At 50.1% G+C, this 22,674-nt stretch carries 17 protein-coding genes and 1 tRNA gene; 5 read left to right on the forward strand and 13 right to left on the reverse strand.

Translation table 11 applies throughout. The features are described 5' to 3' along the window. Positions 1-27 precede the first annotated feature (27 nt). Entirely contained in the window at positions 28-330 is a 303-nt protein-coding gene (locus tag ACR0AK_RS20470) for a hypothetical protein (RefSeq protein WP_480794771.1), read from the reverse strand. 144 nt (positions 331-474) lie between these two features. On the opposite strand from ACR0AK_RS20470, the gene ACR0AK_RS20475 reads away from it, so the two are divergent. The 3 genes from ACR0AK_RS20475 to ACR0AK_RS20485 all read left to right on the forward strand — a co-directional run bounded on the left by ACR0AK_RS20475 (position 475) and on the right by ACR0AK_RS20485 (position 4,879). After that, positions 475-2,253, forward strand: a complete 1,779-nt coding sequence (locus ACR0AK_RS20475) for an ABC transporter ATP-binding protein (protein WP_480794772.1) — start codon at positions 475-477, stop codon at positions 2,251-2,253. Positions 2,254-2,493: 240 nt separating this feature from the next. Beyond that, on the forward strand, positions 2,494-3,759 hold the full coding sequence (locus tag ACR0AK_RS20480) for a glycosyltransferase family 8 protein (protein WP_480794773.1): 1,266 nt from the start codon (positions 2,494-2,496) through the stop codon (positions 3,757-3,759). Beyond that, entirely contained in the window at positions 3,749-4,879 is a 1,131-nt protein-coding gene (locus ACR0AK_RS20485; protein WP_480794774.1) for a rhamnan synthesis F family protein, read from the forward strand. Before ACR0AK_RS20480 ends, ACR0AK_RS20485 begins: the two co-directional genes overlap by 11 nt. Before the next feature lie 218 nt (positions 4,880-5,097). Here the strand turns inward: ACR0AK_RS20485 and ACR0AK_RS20490 are convergent, their stop codons facing one another. From ACR0AK_RS20490 to ACR0AK_RS20545, 12 genes are all read right to left on the reverse strand, one after another. After that, a complete protein-coding gene (locus ACR0AK_RS20490; protein ID WP_480794775.1) occupies positions 5,098-7,980 on the reverse strand; it encodes a M10 family metallopeptidase C-terminal domain-containing protein in 2,883 nt (960 codons plus the stop codon). A 1,185-nt stretch (positions 7,981-9,165) separates the two neighbouring features. After that, complete coding sequence (locus ACR0AK_RS20495) at positions 9,166-10,137, reverse strand: hypothetical protein (RefSeq protein ID WP_480794776.1); 972 nt, start codon at positions 10,135-10,137, stop codon at positions 9,166-9,168. Then, positions 10,134-12,287, reverse strand: a complete 2,154-nt coding sequence (locus tag ACR0AK_RS20500; protein ID WP_480794777.1) for an FkbM family methyltransferase — start codon at positions 12,285-12,287, stop codon at positions 10,134-10,136. Before ACR0AK_RS20500 ends, ACR0AK_RS20495 begins: the two co-directional genes overlap by 4 nt. Beyond that, entirely contained in the window at positions 12,287-13,138 is an 852-nt protein-coding gene (locus tag ACR0AK_RS20505) for a rhamnan synthesis F family protein (RefSeq protein WP_480794778.1), read from the reverse strand. The genes ACR0AK_RS20500 and ACR0AK_RS20505 overlap by 1 nt, the downstream gene beginning before the upstream one ends. Beyond that, positions 13,135-14,415 carry an ATP-grasp domain-containing protein gene (locus ACR0AK_RS20510; protein WP_480794779.1) on the reverse strand — a complete coding sequence of 427 codons (1,281 nt, stop codon included), beginning with the start codon at positions 14,413-14,415 and terminating at the stop codon, positions 13,135-13,137. Before ACR0AK_RS20510 ends, ACR0AK_RS20505 begins: the two co-directional genes overlap by 4 nt. Continuing rightward, complete coding sequence (locus ACR0AK_RS20515) at positions 14,412-15,119, reverse strand: WbqC family protein (RefSeq protein WP_480794780.1); 708 nt, start codon at positions 15,117-15,119, stop codon at positions 14,412-14,414. Before ACR0AK_RS20515 ends, ACR0AK_RS20510 begins: the two co-directional genes overlap by 4 nt. 18 nt (positions 15,120-15,137) lie before the next feature. Continuing rightward, positions 15,138-16,322 carry a DegT/DnrJ/EryC1/StrS family aminotransferase gene (locus tag ACR0AK_RS20520; RefSeq protein ID WP_480794781.1) on the reverse strand — a complete coding sequence of 395 codons (1,185 nt, stop codon included), beginning with the start codon at positions 16,320-16,322 and terminating at the stop codon, positions 15,138-15,140. Next, complete coding sequence (rfbA, locus tag ACR0AK_RS20525) at positions 16,270-17,178, reverse strand: glucose-1-phosphate thymidylyltransferase RfbA (protein WP_480794782.1); 909 nt, start codon at positions 17,176-17,178, stop codon at positions 16,270-16,272. The genes ACR0AK_RS20520 and rfbA overlap by 53 nt, the downstream gene beginning before the upstream one ends. After that, complete coding sequence (rfbD, locus tag ACR0AK_RS20530) at positions 17,175-18,038, reverse strand: dTDP-4-dehydrorhamnose reductase (protein WP_480794783.1); 864 nt, start codon at positions 18,036-18,038, stop codon at positions 17,175-17,177. Before rfbD ends, rfbA begins: the two co-directional genes overlap by 4 nt. Then, positions 18,035-19,084, reverse strand: a complete 1,050-nt coding sequence (gene rfbB, locus ACR0AK_RS20535) for a dTDP-glucose 4,6-dehydratase (RefSeq protein WP_480794784.1) — start codon at positions 19,082-19,084, stop codon at positions 18,035-18,037. The genes rfbD and rfbB overlap by 4 nt, the downstream gene beginning before the upstream one ends. Then, positions 19,081-19,653, reverse strand: a complete 573-nt coding sequence (rfbC, locus tag ACR0AK_RS20540; protein WP_480794785.1) for a dTDP-4-dehydrorhamnose 3,5-epimerase — start codon at positions 19,651-19,653, stop codon at positions 19,081-19,083. Before rfbC ends, rfbB begins: the two co-directional genes overlap by 4 nt. Positions 19,654-20,236: 583 nt before the next feature. Further along, a tRNA-Arg gene (locus ACR0AK_RS20545) sits at positions 20,237-20,313 on the reverse strand. Positions 20,314-20,427: 114 nt separating this feature from the next. Between ACR0AK_RS20545 and ACR0AK_RS20550 the strand changes: the two genes are divergently transcribed. Together ACR0AK_RS20550 and ACR0AK_RS20555 are read left to right on the forward strand one after the other, a co-directional pair. Beyond that, positions 20,428-21,453: a LacI family DNA-binding transcriptional regulator gene (locus ACR0AK_RS20550; protein WP_480794786.1), complete on the forward strand. Its 1,026-nt coding sequence runs from the start codon at positions 20,428-20,430 to the stop codon at positions 21,451-21,453. A 4-nt stretch (positions 21,454-21,457) separates the two neighbouring features. Further along, complete coding sequence (locus tag ACR0AK_RS20555) at positions 21,458-22,672, forward strand: winged helix-turn-helix domain-containing protein (protein ID WP_480794787.1); 1,215 nt, start codon at positions 21,458-21,460, stop codon at positions 22,670-22,672. Positions 22,673-22,674 lie beyond the last annotated feature (2 nt).

Here is a 22,674-nt window from a genome sequence, read left to right on the forward strand (position 1 = left end):
AAAACCGCTGAATTTCAATCGTTACTCTCACACTACAGCTATCTGCCCCACAATATCAGAGCTTCCAATCTCTTCACCCTTATACATATCACAATGAAAGAAAAAAGAAAATCGCATGACCTTATCAATCGAGGTAGCGCGGCTTTCTGCCAACACCTCATAGGTTTCGTCATGACTGAGGGATCTCACGTCGCAGGATATTCGTAAAGGACGCTCAAAAGTTGTGTAGACAAATTCAAACTTTGCCCCAGAAGCGCCCCCCTGGAAACCAGCCGAAAAGCCAACAATCCACGGCGCCACCTCTCCGAATGGGTCATCAAAACCTTGCACAACGCAAAGTTAGCCCTTATCTGACGCAGCCTCTGCGCGACCTGTTGATTGGGTACCTGTGAAGCGTCGTTTGATCTGCCCTTTAGGCCGGAAAGATTATAGGTTATCTGAGCGAGCGCATGATTTCATGATCTGGAGAATGCAATGATTAAGCGTGCCTGGACCGAATGGCGATCAGGCTATATGGGCCGCCTCATCACCGAGAGCTTTTTTGCCCAAGGTCATCTTTATGCCGTTGCCATCGTTGCAATGATCGCCGTTGCGGCGACCACCGCTGGCTCTGCCTTCATGATGGAATACATCGTAGATGCCATGACCAGTCCTGAAATGCGGGACTGGGCTGTTGCGATCGCGTTCGGCGTTGTTCTGCTGTTTTTGACCAAGGCGGTCGCCTCTTACATCCAATCCATCTATCTTGCGCGTGCGGGAAACCGGATTATTGCGATGCAACAAGACCGGGTTTATCGCAAATTGCTGCGACACGGCGTTTCATTCTTTGCTGAAAACGAATCGTCCGATCTGCTCATGCGAACAACGCATGGTGCGCAAGCGGCGCGTACGCTTATTGATGTTGTCGTCACCGGCTTTGTTCGTGACGCACTGACGCTGGTGGGCCTCGTAGTCGTCATGGTGTATCAGCAACCTGTCCTATCGGTCATGTTCTTCATAGTTGGTCCGATTGCCTTGCTGGGTGTTCGATATCTCCTAAAGAGTGTCCGGGCGATCATGCAGGCCGAGTTCAAGTCATTGGCAGAAATTATCCGCGTCCTACAGGAGACATCCGCCGGCATCAAAGTGATCAAGGTGTTCTCGCTTGAAGATCGAATGATCAACCGAATGGAGACAGCCATCCTTAAGGTCGAAGAGCGTTCCAATGACATTGCCAGATTGCAATCGATCGCCAGTCCGTTGATGGAGTTTTTGGCAGGTTTGGCGGTTGCAGGCGTTCTGGTTGTCAGCACGCTCGGGATTGCAGGCAGTGAACAGCCAACAGCCGGTCAGTTGATGTCGTTCATCACTGCTTTGTTGATGGCTTATGAACCCGCTAAACGATTGTCGAAAATGCGTGTCCAGATTGAAGCTGCCATGGTCGGCGTGGGATTGCTATTTGGCTTACTTGACCAAGAAGACACAATGCAAGAGAACCCCGAGGCACGCGATTTACTTGATGGCCCTGGCGAAATTGCCCTTCGAAACGTCACTTTCGGCTACCAGGGCTCAATTCCTGTGATCGAAGGTATGAACGTGACATTCGAGGCAGGGAAAACGACTGCCTTAGTTGGCCAATCCGGGGGCGGAAAGTCAACTATTTTTGGTCTGATAATGCGGTTCTACGATCCCGATGAGGGAAGCGTCGAAATAGATAGCCAAAACCTGCAAGATGCCAGCTATTCGTCTCTTCGACGCAAAATATCTTATGTGGGCCAGGACACCTTTCTGTTTTCCGCCTCTGTGATGGAAAACCTGCGCTGCTCGGCCCCTGATGCAACGGACGATGAGGTCATCGAGGCCGCGAAAGCGGCGCATGCTCACGACTTCATATGCGAGCTTTCCGACGGCTACGATACGCATGTCGGGGAAAACGGCGCCTTCCTGTCCGGTGGTCAGAAGCAACGTATTGCCATCGCTCGCGCTATCTTGCGCAATGCCGAGATATTGCTGTTGGACGAAGCAACCAGCGCACTGGACGCAGAATCAGAGGCGCTTGTGAAAGCGGCACTGGATGCACTGACACAAAGTATGACCGTCGTCGTAATCGCGCACCGCCTGTCGACGATTCTTGAAGCCGACAAAATTATGGTGGTTCAGGATGGGGCAGTTGTAGAACAGGGCAACCTAGATGAGCTCATGGAACTCGATGGTCAGTTCCGTAATCTGTTTGACCAGCAATTCAAGAAACGCGAACCTGCAGCCGTAGAGTGAAAAATCACTGCAAACGACATAGACGATGAATTCAGCGCTAAAAACATCGGAGGCTAGCCGCACCTGACAGGGTGTCAAAATCCAGCCTCGTTCCAAACTAACGGGTCGGGAGTTGATTGAGCTTTTGGTTTTCGATCAGTTTTGGCCATTTGCGCCAATGCTCCGCTTGTTCGACCCGCCTTAATGTGATTGCCCTGAAAGGAACTGCAACTTGCTTGTCTACCAATGTGTCTTGGAGAAGTGGTTGATGCAAAGATAGGCGTTTTCTCCGACCGAGACACTGTCGATTTAGGGAAACGATTTCAGATATCGGAGACACCTTGGTGTTGGCGGAAGGTACTTAAAGTACTCTGCGAGAAACCTCACTGTATCGAACAACTCACCGAGCTGGCCTGGACCCAAGTAGCAAAGGTGTCAAAATTCAATCTATTCTGGCAATCCAAAAACGATTCAGTACTAGCGGGCAAGGAATCCAAAGCTTACGAACTAGTATCAGAATTCAACAGTGTGGCGGCAGTAGCAACATCAATGATTAAGCGGAACAGTCGGATCGTCTTAGACAGAATAAATGATCAACGTTCGAGCGTTGATTCTTCTTTCGCGAATAAAACGATAGAAATCTGCTTGGCGTTCGATCGAAATTTTGTTCAACATGCGGCCGTAACTCTGCTGTCAGCTGCACAGGCGTTAAGCCCGGAAGAAAACCTGATCGTACATGTCTTACAGGCGGGCGACATCAGTTCTTACGACCGGGACGCATTCTCTAGGGTTGCACCAGAATGCGCGATTCATTGGCATGAAATCGACGTTGAACGCTTCAACAAGATGCCGGACAATAGAGATCATGTTTCGTTGGCCACCTATCTCAGGTTATTTATTCCCGAGGTTTTGGGGGATATCGCCGCACGAGTGATTTACCTGGATTGCGATACAATCGTGTCGGATCGCCTTGCCAAGCTATGGAATCTGGATGTTGGTGGTTGTCCCATTGCAGCCGCTCCGGACGAAGGCGGACTTACGCAGGCAAAACGGTTGAGTTTTGACAGCGAAACATTCTACTTCAATGCAGGAGTCTTGGTCTTTAACTTAGACGAATTGGATCCCAAAGAGTTTTGGCACTCGGTTACGTCAGTTGTTTCCGACGAAAACATCAACCTTGAGCTTCAAGATCAAGACATATTAAATATTGTCTTCAAAAAGAAAACTCATCGCCTTCATTTGCGCTGGAATGCAAACACTCGCCTGTACACTCCAGACGAAATAGAGCCTGCGTATCGAGAAGAAGAAGCCCGTGAAGCAGCATTTGCACCGGGGATCCTTCATTTTACAGACAAAAGGAAACCGTGGAACGACAACTGCAACCACCCATTCCGCCAACTCTATTGGGATCTAAGAAATCAGACACCCTGGCAAGAGAGCAGTTCAGAACGAGCAATTCGACAAACTAAGGACTTTCTCCGCAATCGATTTAGCAAGTCTCGAAAGGCCGTAAACCGTGTCTGGTAAAAAGAGTTCCAAACTAATTCGAGAGATCGTACGACCCGCTAAACAATTTGGGGAACTGGCGCACAGGTCTGCATCGCGGCTCTATTCACCTTATGTCTATGATCTGATTGCACGTAAACGCGTTCGTGTGTCGCGCGGAGCACTGGAGTTAAAGAACAATGTCGCGATTTATGTAGTTGCACCTTTTTGTGGCATATGGCCTTCTCACCTGCAGGCGCTGGATTTTATTGTGGGATCGGACGTTGCTCCGGTCGTCGTTTCGAATGTTCCGTTGTCCGTTCAGGACAAAAACGACATCTCTGATCGTGCTGCTCTGGTTATTGAAAGGCCGAACCAGGGATACGATTTCGGCGCCTTCCGCGAAGGTGTCCTTCATTTGCGCGATCGCATTGAGGAGTTGTCGCGTATTACTTTGCTTAACGACTCTGTTTGGTTTCCTACCCCCAATTCATCCGACTGGTTTGAAGACCTAGAAGCACAGAATTCACTTTTTACGGGAGCGACCTCCAACTATGGTGGCTCACTTAAAGTGCCTAGATCATTGGAACCGGAAATTTGGGCGTACAGTCCACAAGCAAAGAACTTCCACTATCAATCTTATGCAGTTTCGTTCTCGGAGCGCGCAATTAGAAATCCGGCATTTTTGAAGTTCTGGGCAACCTACCCACTTACAAACAACAAAGGATTAACGGTTCGACGCGGCGAGATTGGCCTGTCACAGTGGGCGATTTCTCAAGGATGGTCCACGTCTTCAACCTACCCTATCGAACAAATGGACTTGTTAGTAGAGACCCTATCCGAACCACGTTTGAGGAAAATCGCAGAAAGCCTGATTGTACTTGGTAACCCGGAATTTCTTGCTCTCAAGCACCGCGTTCTAAAAGAGAAAACCGATAAGGAATGCCTTCGCCAATTGATACTTGCCGCGGCACGTTGTCTTGGCGTCGCCTATGCGACGCCTGAGTTCAACCTTCGTGAAATGAAATTTCCGTTCCTCAAAAAATCGCCTGTTTGGCATCAAAAAGAGGCTTCAGATATTACTCTGCGTATTGTTCGCGAACACAGCGACAAATGGGACATTTTGGAGGAAGTGGAGTTTCTCAGGCGATCATTACCTTAGTATCCAATGGATAGCAGGTCTTAATCAGAGGTCGAACACTGCCGCACTGTCGCAGCACCGATTTGGTGACCGGAGTAATATAGCAAGTCGCCCGGCATTGATTTTGAAACGACGGTAGCCAAAAAGAGTAGTTAAACTTTTGCGAGAAACAAACAGACCAAAAAAATACGCCCGAGATACCTGAGTGCATCTCGAGCGTACCAAGCTGTTTCATCCAGTTAGAAAGAGAAAACGTCGTCTTCCAGGAGATTAAAAACGTCCAAAATGATGTTTTCCGGGTTCTTAGCCCCTTGTTTGAGAATCGGTTCAACCTCATCGGAATTACCAGAGGTCAGAAGCGCATAGTCATACTCGTCCGCTGAATCACCGGCCGTAGTCTGATCTGGCAGGGCCGAGCGGAACTCGAATTCATCTGGATCCACGAGATTAACCTTTTGGGGGTTTTGAACCTGCCTATCGCTGACCGATTGGGTTAGTTTTGGCTCTTCGTAACCAACCGTGCCACTTCCGTTGATGTCGTAGCCATAGAAACTTTCGACATCTATGACATCGGCAATATTTTCACTGCTTTGATATCGCCCCTGGCCGTCAACGGTCCATTCACTATATCGCCCGTCGGTGTGTTTCCAAAGAACACGATACCCGTCGCCTGCTGCTTCTGCATGGATGGCCTGCCAGTCAGGGTAACTATCAGGCCCTATGTCGTTTCCATTCAAAGATAGCGTAACGCTGTTGTCCAGAATGTAGTGACCACGCGTTGGCGATCCCGCCAACGATGTTGCGCCGTTTGTTTCAATGACGTTTGTTACGTGCCCTATGGTGCCATCCGCGTTTAGGTCGACACCATAGAAACTTTCCACGTCAACAACATTTTCAATGGTGGTATTGCCTGTATGTGCCCCAGTGCCATTGACCGTCCATTCTGAGTACTGTCCGTTCGGGTTTTTCCAAAGAACGCGGAAACCTCCGCCGTCTGCCTCAGCTTGGATGGCCTTCCAGTCTGCATAGCTGTCGGCACCAATGTCGTTGCCATTCAAAGACAGTTCCACGCTGTTGTTCAACAGGTAGTACCCGTGCGTGGATGAGGCCAACGATGTGGAGCCGTCGGACTCGATGGCGGTCGTCTTGTGCCCGATCGTGCCGTCGTTGTTGAGATCCGCGCTGTAGAAAACTTCAACATCGACAACATTATCAATGTTGGAGTTCCCTGTATGATCTCCAAAACGGCTTACGGTCCATTCTGCGTATTGCCCATTCAGGTTTTTCCAAAGGACGCGGAAATCATCGCCATCTGCCTCGGCTTGAATAGCCTTCCAATCCGCGTAGCTATCGGGGCCGATGGCATCTCCCTTTAACCGTAGCGGAAGTCTGTCGTCTAACTGGTAGTACCCATGTGTAGATGAGGCCAAAGACGTCGAACCATCCGACTCAATGGTAGTCGTCTTGTGACCGATCGTACCGTCGTTGTTGAGGTCTGTTTGGTAGAAAATTTCACGGTCGACAACATTGTCAACGTCCCGATTCCACAGGTACTGGCCAGAACTATTGACGGTCCACTCACTGTACTGGCCGTTATTGTGCTGCCATAGGATTTCGTATCGTCCAAGGTTGCCAGCCTCTGCTTGAATCGCACGCCAGCCTGAAAAGGTCGTCTCGCCAACGGCTGCACCGTTAAAAGTAACTGCAATGTTGGATGCAGCACCGTTCAACAGGTAAATGCCCTGGGCTGCATGCTGCAAAGCTGTCCCGGTGAGTTCGATATCACGCACACTCATAGCAGAAGTAAGACCTGCAAAGTCAAATTGCTGTGCACCGCTGGCGAACTGAAAGCGTTCAACATCCGTACCAACTGTAAAGCCGACCCGAGCGATCACGTTGAAGAAGCTATAGTTTCCACCGACGATTGAAAACAAGTAGCCCTTTGTTGAAGCTGCAAAAGACACGGTGTCAAAGCCTTCGCCGCCGAAGAAAGAACCCGAGTTGGTTTTCACAAACGCCGTATCGTTCCCTGCTTCGCCGTGAACCGTATCTGCCCCAACTCCGTCCGCCAGATGGATGGCATCGTGACCATGTCCGCCAAGGAGACTGTTGTTATTGGAACCGTTTGATGCAGAATAGATTGTGTCGTTTCCGAGATGTCCCCAGATTGTGTTTTCTGCACTATTTCCAAGGATCGTGTCGTCGCCGGAACCGCCAGATGCGTTCTCTATGACTGCGCCGGCTGCGATGGTAAAGCCGCCCTTTACTCCGCCAACAAATGAAACGCCACCACCGCCAAGAACAGAATAGTCCAATGTGGCAGGCCGCAAGTCCAACACAGCGTTCTGACTTCCGGCGTGACGAAGCGCATCTATCCCTCCCGTATCCCAGATAGCCTGATACCCGACCCCGGCTGAGTTTGACGACGGAAGAGTATAGATATTAGACCCGGAGTTGGCACTTGTATTCGCTCCGTACATTGCCTGGAGCGCAGCGATATCCAGCGCCCCCAGACCCGTTGAGCCGCCGTAAGTCGCTGAAACAGGCAGAACCCCATCTCTTGATGTCCAGCCATCATTGTACGACATCACGGTAAAGACACCTTGGTTCAAATTTCCGGTACCAAATGAATCAAACGGTGAGGTAACACCCTGCATCACGCCCGTTGAAAGACCCGTATCGTGTGGATGCCCCAGTCCGAGCGCATGGCCAAGTTCATGAAGGATTGTCGTGAAAAAGAACCCACCCGGATCACCATTTTCGCCCGCAATCCAAAAGTCAGTATTGAACGCACCTTCCGATGGCAGTGATGAGGGCGTGTAATGATAACCAAGGGTATTATTGGAATTAAAAAATGAACCAGGAGCGATGTATTCTACAAGGTCAGCAGTGGCTGAATTCGATGTCTCGACAAAGCGAATATTGGCAACGGCTTCAATTGCGGAAAGCGCAGCCCGAAAATCATCCTTATAGGCTTGGCTCCAGAAACGCGCGCCTGCTTTATACCCAAAGTTATAGGTGATGGTTGTAGTAGTCGCAGGGTTGCCATCGCCATAAGCAAATGAGCCTTGAATTGCGTCAAGAGGTGACGAAGAAGATGGTCCGGGTATATATGAAATCATCGTTCGATCCTGAAAGTACTAGGCTTATTGATTTGTTGCTGATTTGCGTGCAGGTTCATGCATCGGGGCAATATATATTGCTTCCCTGTATTTGGAGCGATCCGCCAATGCTAAGGTACTCCGCGAATGGTGACATTTTTGCCGGGGCATCACTTCCCATCTGATATCATCCTTGTTTCTGCGAAGAGCCGTTACGTTTACTTCACCAACGACCAGCGATTTGGGTGCTCGCTTGATCCTGCATCCACACCTAAAGACAGAGTCTTTTGGAAGATCACTTTTTCTCTTCATACGATCGAGTTCACAGCGGCTTCCAAGGTAAGTATCAGGCTTGCAAAAGGTTTGAGCTTGGCATGAGATTGAGGCAATACGCATAACGCGACGCCAGTGCGTGGAAGAGCATTCCAATCTCGTTTTCGCTGCCCTCGGCTGGGCACGAAAACGAAGCAACATGACCGGCTGGAACACAGAGCTTGCGGCGCTCCAGCTTCGGTTCAGGTGGACTTGTAAAGAGCAATCAGGGATACGCTTCGGTACTTTTGCTCTACCCCTGACCAAAGTCGGAGGTCCTCCGACCGACTTTCCGGTTTCGCGGGCAATTATAGATTGCCGCTGATGACGGTCAAACTGGCATTTCTGCCCACCGTTAACTAGAACCGACTGATTGGCAAAATCAAATATCTCGCCGGGAAAGGCCAGCAGCCTAGTGGGGTTCAGCGAGAAAGGCTTTAGCACGTTAATCATGTTTAATCTGTAATTCATCGCCTTCTAGTTGTGAACCCTATTGTGTTGGATTCATAATCAATTTTCCGGTTATCATGCGACCAAACGTCAGCTTAGGCAGCAAAACCGCCACCACCCCTAAAATGCGGAAATACTGTGCCGTATCGGCGAATTCCGCACCGTCACGTCACAGGACAGCCCGATTTGCCGCCCCCTGAACACAGCAAAAACATCAAAATCCCAAATTAATCTTTTTTGATTGTTTTTTTCGAATAGTAGCGACCTTGATGAAAAGAACTATCGCTCAGAGAAACTGTCGTTCTCTTTGGTTTACGCATCCCACTAATACACAAATCGTCCAGTTGCAGGCATCGCGCCAAATCAACTGGAATCGTATGAGTTTCCGCCGATCAACACCATCGAATGGCATTTCCACGACCAAAAAACGCGACTCGAGAGACCTCAAACGAGAAGCCGGTTCAATGCCTCTAGGATTTTTGACATGTCACTCTTTTGGTATCTTTGGTCGATCGGAATATGGACGGTGTTTATCGCCAGTTCCTTTTCGAATTCGGTCAGTCCATCTCTGGAATCCAATCCAGGCCACAGGGCGGGCGTGTAAACCCTGCTTTCAATCAATTTCTGGCGTAGTTGCCTTCCGTTTTCGACAAAAAATGGGTAGCTATAGGGAACAAAACTTGCGCGTGCGTACGCCTTGTCAATCTGCGCCGCCAAGCCGTTTAAATGATGTAGGTGTGAGTGCAACTCTCCAAAGTTCGAGACCCGTCGCGCCTTGATGCTCGAATAATCTAGCGTCGAAAGAACCGCCTTGGAAAAGTTCGACATTCCGCGAACTTCACCGGAATAGATCTGGTCTTCCCAGCGCTGGTATGCGCCATATCCCATTTCTGCGCCTTGGTCGTGGCGCATTAACAAAAAGAGAGCCTTGTCATCGATGCAAAACGGCTTTCCCGGATTTATGCTTAATCGACTTCTTAAGTGAGCTCCGTCTGGAACTCCGATAAACTTCCGTGCGCTGTACAGCGCATGTTGTCTTGGATCAGGTTCGGAAAAGTATGCATGCGCGTTGTCAACTATAGCGCCAACGCGCGTCTCTGGGTCTGAAAGCCCGAACACGTTGTAGCTATAAAAGAGGTCCCCCTCATTTAGCTCGCATATGTCCGGTTTGAGGTCAGGCCGAATATTGTATCTGCGCAATACGATGCGATCCTGCAAACTCTCAAATACCACGTCTACAGACGGGCACATAAAATGCGGAAACCAGAGTGTCGTTTGTTTGTTTTCAGGCGCCAAACATTCCAACAATGCAAACAACGCGCCGCGAATGGTATGAAACCCAAGTCTTTCGTCACTCTTGCGATCGCCGGGCAACTCCAGTCCAAAGTACCCGCCGATTGCTTTTCCATTTGTCACTCTGGTACCCCCAGTCGACTTGCCTTGATCGTGTAAACGTTATTGCTTTCGTGATCACAGCGAGAATTTACCTTGAAACTATTGCGCTCCAGGATCTGAATAATTTCATCTGGAGATTCAAAATGTGTTTCCACAACTACGGCATCTATTTTGTCGAACGCTCCGGCTAATTCGAGTGATCGGAAAACGGCAAATTCGCTACCCTGCGTATCGCATTTCAATGCGACCCGCTTCTCACCGATCGAATCAATAATTTTCCTAACCTCTACGCTGGCCGGGGCGACTTCAACTTCGGTAGTTTTTGCTTCGGTTCGGGACCCTTCCTCACTGTGCTTCAAAAAGGAATCCAGCTTTTGGTTGTCAGTCGAAAATGCCGTAGTCCAATCCTCAAAAAACTCGACTGTCTTGATCGCATACTCGTCGGACAGACCAATTTGTTTCAGCTCAATGGGAACCGGGTTCGGGTTAGCCTTAAAGTTTGTTCGCGCGATGTCGGCCACGGCGCTCAATGGCTCGTAAGCAAACACTTTTTTGATGTTGGTGTACCGATTGCGCAGGTAGAGAGACGCCATGCCGACGTTAGCTCCAATATCAATCAGCACATACTCCTGCTGTTGGTCGAGCAGAAGATCATAGTCGCGTCGTTCATAGATCTCGTAAAGAACCGAATAAAACTCTGAACCCAGATGTTGAACGATCAGATTATCGGGTGTGGAAACGACTTGCTTGTCGCCAGGCTTACCGTTGTGAAATCGGAAAGCTCTTTCTTTTTCAAAGTACTCACGAAGGTTATCAAACAGTTCAATTTGAGAAGACTGAGGAGATGGGGCATGATCAACTACACCATCAACAAGATCTTCAAAATTCTTTTTGCTTATCTCGCGGGAATAGGTTTCACGCAGCAACTCTTGCAGTTCACTCGATGTCCGATCGTATAGATCCGGATCTTCCAGATACTTGGGAACGTTCTCTTTGATCAACTGCATCAGAGAAGACCAATCTTGCGCCACTGTCGGCGCGTCTATGAAGTTTTTTGGAAAGAATATGTCGTTATATACTGCAAACGAGACACCGCCGCTGAGAATGGGCTCGATGAAGTATCCATCCATTCCCTCGCCGAACGTGATCGAGAACATAGTTCGCGACGCCAGATCCAAGTATTCGGCAAGCGTCAAATTTTCTACAACGACAATTTCGAATTCCGGCAGCAATTCTTGGATTTCGTCAATGACGGTTTGCTGCGTCAAGCCGCTGACTGCGTCATCCAAAACGTCAGGAGACACCATAAAAACCGGCTTGCGTTCGACAGCACTATGGCGCGCCATATCCGGCAAAATAGGTGTCAATTGCTTGACCGGAAGGCCGGTTTTGACCGCCAGCGCCTTAGTGCAGTATCGCGGGTGCGCCGTGGCAATCGTTACCGACTTTGTCAGGTGCAGTGCTGGCGGATTGAAGTCCTCCGGCTCAGGCATCAATTCGTTATTTTGGTTCAGAACAATTATCTCTAGGTTTGGTCGGCTCTTAAACCAGTATCGAAGCACATCGTTTCTGAAAACGTCATCGATCATTGCCTTGGAGAAAACTTCCGGCAAAAAGACCTTTAACTTCAACGGGTCGGTGTTCTGCGCAAGCCACAGAAGGTGGAGCATCGGAAGCCGTTGTTTGAACCTGGTGTATTCAACAGCCTTTTCCGTTAACGGCACACCTGAAATTACAACGGACGTACTTGGATGTTCGGCCGCAGTTTCAATCGCAACATCCGCAAATCGATTGATTGACAACATGCCACCACTCAATGCCGTGGTTGTCGCGACATTAAAAAACACCCAAAGTGTTTCGCTATTGACCAATGAATCCAGGTACTTTTGGTCTATATGGTCTACTTTGAGAAATCGCTTGGGTGCCTGCGGCTTCTTAAAGCGCTGTTTTGGCAAACGAACTGGCAATTTGGATGCGTCAAACCAGCTTGACGGCTGACGGTTTTCGGCAAGCCCGTAGCGGATAAAATGCATCAAAGGCGACAACCGGTGCTCTGCCGCGTCAGGGTAGGCATTGACGTACCAATCCGCGTCGAAGTTTCTGAGCAGATTCATATTTCGGCGCAACAATGGTATCGATGGAGCAAGTTTTTTGAGGTCACTTGGTCTCATTACAGGTCATCCAACTTGGCGTATTCATTAAGAGCATCTTTTAACGAGCCCCGGTAATCAGCGTGCGTGCGACGCAACAAAGCCTCACTGCGGGCCCGAATATTTGGTATGTCAAAAAAGTCCTGCTGCAAGGCCTTGTACTTGATAAAAGGAAACCCCAGTGACGGCAGTAAAAACGCATCTTCAGTATACAACGCAACGTGATGGAACATCCTAGGAAACAATGTTGCCGTCGAAACGTTGTTCCGCCAAAGACGCCGTGAAAAACCGCGTTCGTATTTGTGGCAGACGTCCAGTCGGCTGTCTTCGGATTGTATCGTGTTAATAAAATTCTCGAACAAATCACTTCGAAACAGGTCTCGGCGCAAGCTCCAAAAAATACTCGCATACATTACGCTGCGTGTGTGTTTGTCATATCTATTTTCATAGTCCTCAATAAATGCATCAGGACCCGGGTAATCTTCATCGAGCATCAGCGGAGCAAAAAAGTCCTCTGCTTTGCTGGAGCGAACAGCGAATAAGTGGTCCAGCTTGTCCAGCAGCAGAAGAGAGTTGTTCGTCAGCACCAATTCGTCGTACGCATCCAACTGGTTACCCGTAAACGTCTGGTAAAGAAACTTCCACGAACCAAAATCGTACTGTTCGTGTCTTCTCACTGAAATGCTCGCTGCGTATTCCCGTATCGTGGACAGGCTCTCATCCGCGACCGACTTATTATCATACCAGCAATGAACATCTCCAAAACGTGACAACTCACGAATAAGCTCAATATCGGATCTCCTGATGGCTCCAGTGTTTGCATTGTAACCAGCAAAAAGGATCAAGCGTTTTGGTGACGGCTGCGCGCTCATTGAATCCACCTTTTAAGGGCTTGCGAACCTTCCACATCAAATACGGGGATGCCGAATTTTTGCTGCACTTCCCGCCTTTCAGCGAATGCATTGTCAATAAGGATCGCGCCGTCAGGATCGATATGTTCGCTTTTGTGCGTTTCGTCGTGAATATGCACAATCTCGTCAAAAAGCGCCGCGGATAAATGGTGGCGCTGCATGTTTTCACTCAGATCATAGGCGTGCCGTGTAATCAGGACGACCCGAATGCCCTCGCGCTTGAATTGGTAGATCAATCCAATAATTTCCGGGTCGACGCCGTCTTTGTGCACAAGCGTGTCATCATAGTCGACGTAGGCGGTTCTGACATCGTAGTCAAAATCGAACATCGGGATGAGCAGTCGGTCCATTCTTAGCTTCACGTTGTTTTCTGACACGGCCACATCATTTCCCATGGCCGTATAGACACTAAGCAACGGCAAATTTACGCCTCTTGCCCGTGTCAAACATTGTGTGCCTGAACATCGAGCTGATATCTCAAGTAGTTTCCAGTTGCCGTTGACGGCGCGCTTTATCTGAAAAAACCACAGACCCAGAAAGTCCAACTCATCGTTAATTCGATCTGCAATGGCTTGAATTTCTGGTGTAGATTCAAGACTTGTTCCCGCTACCGATATTCCACCCAATACTCGGTCTCGGGATCGCGGAAACACACCCAAAAGATCTCCGTGGCGGTCGGTAAAGCAATCGACTGTCAATTCCTCTCCTGGCAAGTATTCGCAGACAAGTTCGGTTTCCCAGTCGATTTCGGAAATGGCTTGTGACCCAGGATTAATCATGCGAGCACCAACCGCGCCCTGTCCGCGTTTGGGTTTCACAAAAAACGGGTTAGCAGGCAAATCTTCCTCCGTCAGATAGACTGACGGCGTGAAGGCGTCTTCATTGAATAATTCCATCGCATAGTCTTTATCACGGCAAGCACGTGCCGTTTTCTCGGATGGGATAAGGAGCTTGCACGAGAACTTGTCACGGCTCTCAGACAGGAATTCCACGACGGAATCATGTGTAGGAATCAGGACGTCAATTTTCCATTCTGCTAACTGGGCCTGGAAAACATCCATGAACGTAGGATCATTGATCAAAGGAAGATCGTTGCGATAGTTCTTGAACAGATGCCGACCCATTCGTTCGATCGATGAGGCGCCGTATAATTCGATGTTAACTTGCCGGGACAAAGCAAAGCACAGCTCGGCTGAGTTCATTTCACCGGCGGGAAATACCATCACGCGTATAGTCATGCGTTTAGCGTGCCTCTTTGGCTAAGTTTTTGTTTTAAGACGTCCGGGGAAACCCACATCAATGCGTCCAGAATGGAAAGATACGGAACAAAATCCCGTCCTGCGGTCTCATACTCAATTGCATCTGAAGAGGTAAAAGCCAATGCCAGCCCTTCTTTCTCGAAATCACCTGATGAGTACAACGCCCGCCCGCCCGGCACGTTCAAATAGCGTTCTGCCTGAGTGATCTTACAGATATCCAGCACTTTCGTGAGGGCATTGCCATTTTGGTCATATGTCATTTCGGAAGACTTTTTGACGGTGCAATCAAGACCAATGTATTTCGCGCACAACTCGACACTGGCGATTGCGACACTTGCCAGATCATCTTCGCTGTTTGCAAACGTCTTTTCGACAAGATCCATAACGGGCTGATAGAACGGGGCTTTTTTATATTGGGCTAGTTGCTGCAACAGTTTTGCCCGGTCTTTTTCCTTATCTGCCAATATCACTAGATTACATGGCGTTTGTAGCGGGGATTTTCGTACCGCAAGGCGGATGTATTCCCATTCTCTTGAAGGGTTATAAATGCGGTTGCGGTTATACCAGCCATTTTTTGAAAATGCCGCATCGTCGTAGAACACGAAAACATCCGAACTGGACAGCAGGTCAAAATATCCCAAATAGGGAAAGAAATACGGCTGCATCAACGAAACGGTGTACATCAGAAACTCGCCAGATATCTATTGCATGCTTGCAGTTAATGCTTTGAGAACGCGAATTCGGTCTTCCTCGATAAGCCCTGGATAGATCGGCAGGCAGAGCACACGGGCTCCAATATCTTGGGCCACCGGCAAGTTTTCCGGATCCGCCGATGGTAGCGACCGGTACATTTCCAGATCCGACATTATTGGAGAGAAGTATCGTCTGGACATGACCCCCACTTCGCTCATGGATTCAAAAACTTGATCCCGATTCCTCGGAGCATCTTCAGATATCAATATGGGGAAATACGAGTAGTTCGGCTCTACCCCCTCCCTTTGAGGGCAGATATTGACGTAGTTCAAGCCCGACAGTTCCTGCTTGTACCAGTCATGGACTTCTTTTCGCATCGAACGAACTTTTTCAAAGTGTTCAAGCTGAACCAACCCGATAGCCGCGTTAAGTTCGCTCATTTTTCCGTTGAATCCGACCAATGGTATTTCGTTTTCTCCACGAATACCAAAGTTCTTAATCATGTTGATTTTTGCTTCCATTTCGCTTGTCGACGAAATGACAGCACCGCCCTCAAATGTATTGAATGACTTAGTCGCATGAAAACTCAGGGTCGCCATATCGCCGTAAGACAGCAGGCTTCGCCCATTGTACGTTACGCCGAACGCATGCGAGGCATCATAGATAAGGACCAGATTGTGCTTTTTTGCGACCTCAGCCAGACCGTCGACATCACAGGGCGTACCATATGTATGAACCGCTAGAATAGCCGACGTTTCGGGGGTGATAGCAGCTTCAACCGCTTCGGGCGTCAGTCCATAATAAAGCGGATCAATATCCGCAAAGACGGGCTGCAGCCCCAGCATTTCTAACGAGTGCGTAGTCGCGGCAAAGGTAAAGGGCGTAGTGACAACTTGGCTATTCTTTGGAAGCGCCAACAAGGGACCTATCAGGGCCGAAGTCCCATTGTTCATCAACGAAACACCTGGAACACCAAAGTAGTTTCTGAGGTTTTCCTCAAGCTCTTGGTGCAGTGGTCCATTGTTCGTGAGAATCTTCCGCTCCCAGATGCCTTCAAGATAGGGCATCACTTCTTCTAGCGGAGGAAGATACGGGCGAGTAACAAAGATTGGCGGTTGACTCATGTCGTGTTCAGCGCTTTCACATCGCCCCATCAGGGCCATCGGTTTGGGAAGGATTTGCAGCAATTTCAAATAGATATTGCCCGTACGTGTTTTTCTTTAGCTTTGTCGCAAGCGCTTCAAGCTCAGATGCATCGATCCAGCCTTTGCTGAATGCGATTTCCTCAGGACTGCCAACCTGTTGACCCTGCCGCTCGGACAGCGTCCTGACAAAGTTTCCGGCGTCTAGAAGACTTGCATGGGTTCCGGTGTCCAACCATGCATAACCTCGGCCCATTTGCTGAACGTCCAGTACGCCCTCGTCGAGATAGCTTTGCAGGAGATCGACAATTTCCAACTCCCCGCGGGGCGAAGGCTTGACCTTCCGTGCACGTTTTGGGGCCGACCCATCCATAAAGTAAAGGCCAGTCACGGCATAATTCGACGGAGGTGATGATGGCTTTTCCACAATTTCAGTCACCCGACCGCTGGGATCATATCCCACGACGCCATACCGCTGAGGATCAGATACCCTATAGCCAAACACCGTCGCGCCTTGATCACGGGAGCCAGCTGCCGCCAGAACCTCGGGCAGACCGTGTCCGAAGAACAGATTGTCACCCAGCACCAATGCCGATGGAGCACCATCCAGAAACTCTTCTGCCAAAACATAAGCTTGCGCCAACCCATCCGGGCTTGGTTGTTCAATATAAGTAAATGAAACACCCCAGTTGCTTCCGTCACCCAATACGCGCCTGAACTGGTCTTGGTCACGAGGCGTCGTGATAATCGCGATCTCACGGATACCTGCCAGCATTAAGACACTGATCGGATAATAGATCATCGGTTTGTCATAGATTGGCAGCAGCTGCTTTGAAACGCCGATTGTTATAGGATAAAGCCGCGTCCCTGACCCGCCCGCCAGGATAATACCTTTGCGATTTCTCATGATTTTAAAGCTCCTAATTCGATAAGAGTATCCTTTAACCCCTTGTGCCAACTCGGCCTTTGGAGCTCAAAATTGTTCTCAAAACTGCTGTTGTCCAAACGCGAGTTCAAGGGGCGCTTGGCCGGGGTGGGAAATGCGCTGCTGGGAATGTCGGTAACCTGACACTGTGTTCCACTCAGCCGAAAAATCTCTCGTGCGAAATCGGCCCAGCTTACATCCGGGCCACCAGATAGGTGGTAAGTTCCTGACTTTTCTGGGTGACGCAAAAGTTGCCCAATACTTCTCAGGCAAGCACCCGCAATGTCCTTGGCTGCGGTCGGCCCGCCGACCTGATCTGCTACAACCGAGATCTCGTCGCGCTCGCTGCCAAGCCGCAACATTGTTTTCACGAAGTTTTTGCCATGAACCGAAAAAATCCATGACGTTCGCAGTATCAAGTGTACTCCTCCGGCAGCGCGAACGAGTTCCTCACCTTCTAACTTCGTACGCCCATAGGCTCCCAAAGGATCTGTTGGACTGTCTGGAAAAAAAGGGTTGTTCCCGCTCCCATTAAAAACATAGTCACTCGAAATGTGAAGGAACGGCAATCCACGAGCGGCCGCAGCCTCAGCAATTGCACCAGGAGTTACGGCATTCACAACGTGGGCTGCCGTCTCCTCCTCTTCAGCCCCATCAACTGCCGTGAATGCGACCGCGTTTATCACCACATCAGCTTCGGTGTCCCTAACGCGTTCTGCACAGGTATCGGGGTCGGAAAACTCAGCAGCATCTCTGCCAACAACTTCCAATTCGATGTCGCCTGCACACCGCTGAAGCTCCTGACCAACCTGCCCAGTTTTTCCGAAAACCAGAACTTTCATACCTTGGTTCCAAGACGTATCCCGACGCCCTCACGCTGTTGAAGCGGTCGCCACCATGCCTCGTTGTCCAGATACCATCGCACTGTTTTTTGCAGCCCTTCTTCAAGAGTGACCGTAGGCTCCCAACCCAATTCGTCCCGGATACGAGTTGCATCAATGGCATAACGAGCGTCGTGGCCTGGCCTGTCAGCAACAAATGTTATCTGATCCGCATAGGTGCCCATGCTCTGTGGGCGAAGTTCATCGAGAATTGCGCAAAGGGTGTTAACAAGATCAAGATTGGAGGATTCGTTATTGCCCCCGATATTGTAAGAGCGCCCAATCCGCCCGTTTTTCATAACTTCGATTAGCGCCGCAGCGTGATCTTCGACAAAGAGCCAGTCCCGAACATTCGACCCGTCCCCGTAGATCGGCAAAGGCTTACCAGCCAGCGCATTCAGAATAGTCACCGGAATCAGTTTTTCGGGAAAGTGGTATGGACCATAGTTGTTCGAACAATTGCTAAGAACAACTGGCAAACCGTAAGTCGCGTTCCAAGCGCGAACCAGATGATCACTTGCAGCCTTAGAGGCGGAATAAGGCGATCTCGGGTCATAAGGTGTTTCTTCAGTAAATTTTACCGACATGTCCATCGGAAGTGATCCGTACACTTCATCAGTGGAAATGTGATGAAATCTGAAGTTTTCCGGGCGACCAATTCGCTCCCAATAGCTGCGCGCAGCCTCTAGGATATTGTAGGTTCCTTTTATGTTGGTATCTATAAAGTCCTCAGGTCCGTCAATCGATCGGTCCACGTGACTTTCGGCAGCCAAGTGCATTATCGCATCTGGCTTGTGTTTCTCAACAGCTTCGTCGACTGCGTTGCGCTGGCGCAAATCCACTTTTTCAAAAAAGTAGTTAGGTTGACCTTCAATGCTAGCTAGGTTTTCGAGACAAGCTGCGTAAGTCAGCGCGTCCAAGTTTACGACGTCATATCCTCGGCTTACGGCCAAGCGCACGACAGCCGATCCAATAAATCCGGCCCCACCAGTTACCAGAATTTTCATTTCTGCGACCCTTCATAAAAGAATGGACTATTGAAGTCTTTCAACAATGGAGCCGAGGCATCTTTTTCCGATAGAACTGGTTCTAGGCCCCCAATATCCCAGTCTACATTGATGTCTGGATCATCAAAACGCACCGATCCATCACACTCAGGCGAATAGTAATTCGAGCATTTGTACACAATTTCGGTATTCGGTTCACGGGTCACAAACCCGTGCAAGAATCCCGTTGGAATGTACAACTGCTTACCGTTCTCAAAACTAAGTTCTTCACCTATCCACTTTCCATAAGTGGGGCTGCCGACACGTATGTCCACAACCACGTCAAACAGGCGACCGCGGCCACAACGTACCAATTTGGCTTGTGCAAACGGAGGGGATTGAAAGTGAAGTCCGCGTATCGTCCCTGGAGACGCGGAAAGGGAATGGTTATCTTGTACAAATTGCATGTCAACACCATGCATTTTCATACTCTTGTAGTTCCAACTCTCGCTGAAAAAGCCACGACCATCTTTGAACCGCTCGGGCATTATTATTAATACCCCGGGCAAAGCAGATCTTTCCACCTTCATTCAACGCTCCATGTTTAATACCGCAGACTTTAGTGCGTCGTTAGAAAACAGGTTCGACACAGTATTCGCAATGCCTCACAGCTACTGAATTCCAGTTTTGCAGACACTGCGAACTTCGCAGGGACGTTTAGTTAACTTACTAGTCCATCACAAGAGCTTTACTTCAAGGGCAAGCCGAGTAAGCTGTTCGTTGCGCGTCTGCGGGACAAGTATTTAACCGCCTCACAAGATTGTCTTTTCAACAATTTTTTTGCCTGCCTAACATCTTGTCTGCCCGATCTGTCGATCTCGTTCAGGTCAGCGCCGGCTTAATATTCAATTCCCATCAGGCCGTGCGGTATGGTCAGTTGGTAAACCTTAATGTCGATCTCTGCAATTAATTCACTGCCGATCTGAATACCGCTCCTCTAACTTCCAGATGATATGTGTCTATTCGAACCCGTGGAGGCGGCCATCAGGGTCCCATTGGCGTTTACCTGTGTGATGTGATAGCAATTATCTGAACCAGTCCTTCCCCTGGTGCCTTCTATTGAGGCACAGGAAGCATCTAAGGCATGGTCAATTTGGTTTTTTTAGAAAAGTTTGGCGACCCCGGCAGGATTCGAACCTGCAACCTGCCCCTTAGGAGGGGGCTGCTCTATCCAGTTGAGCCACGGGGCCGCACAACGCTCTCTGTAGCCGGGTTTTTTGGCCTTGTCATGGTCTTTGCGCGGTGGTTGTAAAACTTGTTCTGTTCACGCTACCATCGGGCAAATCAATATCGCAGGTGCCTCAGTGACAACAGATACCAAACGCCCACTTACCCTTCGTGATGTCTCGGAAGCGTCCGGAGTATCAGAAATGACGGTCAGTCGGGTTCTGCGAAACAGGGGCGATGTCTCAGACGCGACGCGCACGCGTGTTTTGGCTGCGGCAAAAGAGCTGGGCTATGTTCCCAACAAGATCGCGGGCGCGTTGGCGTCCAGCCGAGTAAATCTGGTGGCGGTGATCATCCCTTCGCTATCCAACATGGTCTTCCCTGAGGTCCTGACCGGCATCAACCAGGTTCTAGAAGATACCGAGTTGCAACCTGTTGTCGGCGTCACCGATTATATGCCGGAAAAAGAGGAAAAAGTGCTGTACGAGATGCTCTCGTGGCGACCTTCCGGTGTAATCATTGCCGGTCTGGAGCACACCGAGGCGGCGCGGGCAATGTTGGACTCTGCCGGTATCCCAGTGGTCGAGATTATGGACACCGACGGCAAGCCAGTGGATGCGATGGTTGGGATTTCGCATCGTCGAGCAGGTCGCGAAATGGCGCAGGCCATCCTGAAGGCTGGGTACGAACATATTGGCTTCATGGGCACGAAAATGCCGCTGGATCACCGGGCTCGCAAACGGTTCGAAGGTTTCACCGAAGTTCTGGGCAAACACGGGATCGAGATCGAGGATCGTGAGTTCTATTCAGGTGGGTCGGCGCTGGCTAAAGGGCGTGAGATGACCCAGACCATGCTGGAACGATCGCCCGATCTGGATTTTCTCTATTACTCCAATGACATGATCGGAGCTGGCGGGCTGTTGTACCTGCTGGATCAGGGCATTGATGTGCCAGGGCAGATCGGTCTGGCCGGGTTCAACAACGTCGAGCTTTTGCAGGGCCTGCCGCGCAAACTGGCGACTATGGACGCTTGCCGGTTAGAGATTGGCCGCAAGGCCGCTGAAATCATTGCATCGCAATTGGCCGACCCAACGGCTGAAGTCGACACGCGTGTGACCCTGACCCCCAAGATCAGCTACGGCGACACGCTAAAGCGGCGTTAAATTTATGGCACTGCAGCGGCTGGACAACCGGGCAGCCCGCGCGCTGTTCATGGATCGCCACGCGCTGGCCGAGCCGCCCTCGGGCGGTGCGAAAGGCGCGGATTTGCTGGGTTTGATCCATCGGCTTGGCTTTGTACAACTGGACAGCATCAACACTGTCTCGCGAGCGCATGACATGATCCTGTTTTCGCGCCGTCCATCCTATCGCGCCGGCAATCTCAAACGCCTTTATGAACGCGACCGCGCACTGTTCGAACACTGGACCCACGACGCGGCTGTCATTCCGATGGAATTCTATCCGCACTGGCATTTGCGGTTTCAACGCGATGCAGACCTTTTGAAGTCCCGATGGAAAAACTGGCGCCGCGACGGGTTCGAGCAGCGGTTTGCAACCGTTCTTCAACATATCCAGGACCACGGGCCTGTATCCTCGTCGGATGTTGGCAAGGATGAGAAAAAGGGATCTGGCGGTTGGTGGGACTGGCATCCGTCAAAAACAGCGTTGGAGTTTCTGTGGCGCTCGGGCGCATTGACAGTCATCGGGCGACAAGGATTTCAAAAACGATATGACCTGACCGAGCGCGTAATTGAAACGCATCTATGCCCAGGGAACGCGCCTTGCGACGAGGACGCTACCGTCGACTGGCTGTGCAATGCAGCCTTGGATCGTTTGGGGTTTGCGACTTCTGGGGAACTGGCCTCGTTTTGGGATACCGTAACTGTTACCGAGGCAAAATCCTGGTGTGAACAGGGTCTAACACGGGGCATTTTGGAGGAAATCGAAATCACCTGCGCGGATGGAAAACTGCGCAAGTTGATTGCCCGACCCACCGTTTCCGAGGACGCAGGGGCCGTTACCCGCCCCTCAGGCCGCATACGGATCCTCAGCCCATTTGACCCAATGCTGCGGGACCGTAACCGAGCCCAGCGCCTGTTTGGTTTCCACTATCGGATTGAGGTCTTCGTACCAGCCCCCAAACGCACCTATGGGTATTACGTGTTCCCGCTGCTTGAGGGCGACCGGATGGTTGGGCGAATTGATATGAAAGCCAACCGGGATCGCGGTGTGCTGCAGGTTAGCGCCTTATGGCCGGAACGGGATGTGCGCTGGTCCAATGCAAGGACCAAAAGGTTAGAATCCGAACTTGACCGTGTCCGCCGATTTGCCGGGTTGGACAGCGTGGAATTCGCCCGAGATTGGCTGAACGCCTCTAAATAGAG

It is taken from the genome of Ruegeria sp. BI12, assembly GCF_056537985.1.